1 protein-coding gene is annotated in these 1,257 nt (G+C 69.6%); it reads left to right on the forward strand.

Going from position 1 to position 1,257, the window contains the following annotated elements; all coding sequences use genetic code 11:
• The first annotated feature begins 134 nt into the window (after nucleotides 1-134).
• A complete protein-coding gene (locus ACWGH4_RS35215) occupies nucleotides 135-1,232 on the forward strand; it encodes a lytic polysaccharide monooxygenase auxiliary activity family 9 protein (protein ID WP_453467990.1) in 1,098 nt (365 codons plus the stop codon).
• The last annotated feature ends 25 nt before the right edge of the window (nucleotides 1,233-1,257 follow it).

Consider the following 1,257-nt stretch of genomic DNA (forward strand, 5'->3'; position numbering starts at 1 on the left):
GAGGACGGGCCCTTGGCGTTGCGCGAAGCGTTTACAGCGAACGTCCGCCGCGCTAGCTTCACTTGATGAAGTCGTGGGAGCGCTCCCATGGCTTTTGTCCGCCCCTCACCCACCCCCATGGAAGGGACGTCCGGATGACCCGCCGATTACTGGCGCAGAGCCGCCCCCGGGCCGTACTGCTCACTCTGCTCGCACTGCTCACCGCCATCCCCGCCCTCGGACTCGTCGTCACCGCCGGCGGCGATGCCGAGGCACACGGCACACCCATGAAACCGGCCAGCCGCACCTTCCTGTGCTGGCAGGACGGGCTGACCGACACCGGGGAGATCAAGCCGGTCAACCCCGCCTGCGGCGCGGCGGCCCAGCAGAGCGGCACCACGCCCTTCTACAACTGGTTCTCCGTACTGCGCTCCGACGGCGCCGGCCGCACCCGTGGCTTCGTACCGGACGGGCAGCTGTGCAGTGGCGGCAACACCAACTTCACGGGCTTCAACGCCGCCCGTGACGACTGGCCGCTCACCCATCTGACCTCGGGCGCCACCATCGACTTCTCGTACAACGCCTGGGCCGCCCACCCGGGTTGGTTCAAGGTGTACATCACCAAGGACGGCTTCGACCCGAAGTCGACGCTCACCTGGAACGACATCGAGGACCAGCCGTTCCTGACCGTCGACCACCCGCCGCTGAACGGCAGCCCGGGCACCGTGGAGGCGAACTACTCCTGGCGCGGCGCCCTGCCCGCGAACAAGTCTGGCCGGCACATCATCTACATGGTGTGGCAGCGCTCCGACAGCCAGGAGACCTTCTACTCCTGCTCGGACGTCGTCTTCGACGGCGGCAACGGCGAAGTGACCGGGGTCAAGGACCCGGGTGACGGCAGCGGCCCGGACCCGACCGACCCGCCGGACCCGACCGACCCGCCGCAGCCCGGTGACTGCTCCGCGACCCGGAAGACCACCGGCAGTTGGGGCGGCGGCTACCAGTCCGAGGTGACCGTCAAGAACACGGGCACCGTGCCGATGCTGGGCTGGATGGTCGACTGGAACCTCCCCGCCGGGCACCGGATCGACAGTCTGTGGAACGGCGCCATGACCGCACAGGGCCAGGCCGTCATGGTCCACAACGCCGGCCACAACGGCAGTCTCGACCCCGGGGAGTCCACGACCTTCGGGTACGTGGCCTCGGGACCGGGGGCCGACACGGCCACGGGCCTCACCTGCCGGCTCGGCTGAGCCGGACCGCAGGACGGGCCGCGCC

This window comes from Streptomyces sp. NPDC054847 (assembly GCF_053610925.1).

Excerpts from the sequence above, each read along its gene's own strand:
- ACWGH4_RS35215 (WP_453467990.1), top strand. The coding sequence starts at position 135 with ATGACCCGCCGATTACTGGCGCAGAGCCGCCCCCGGGCCGTACTGCTC.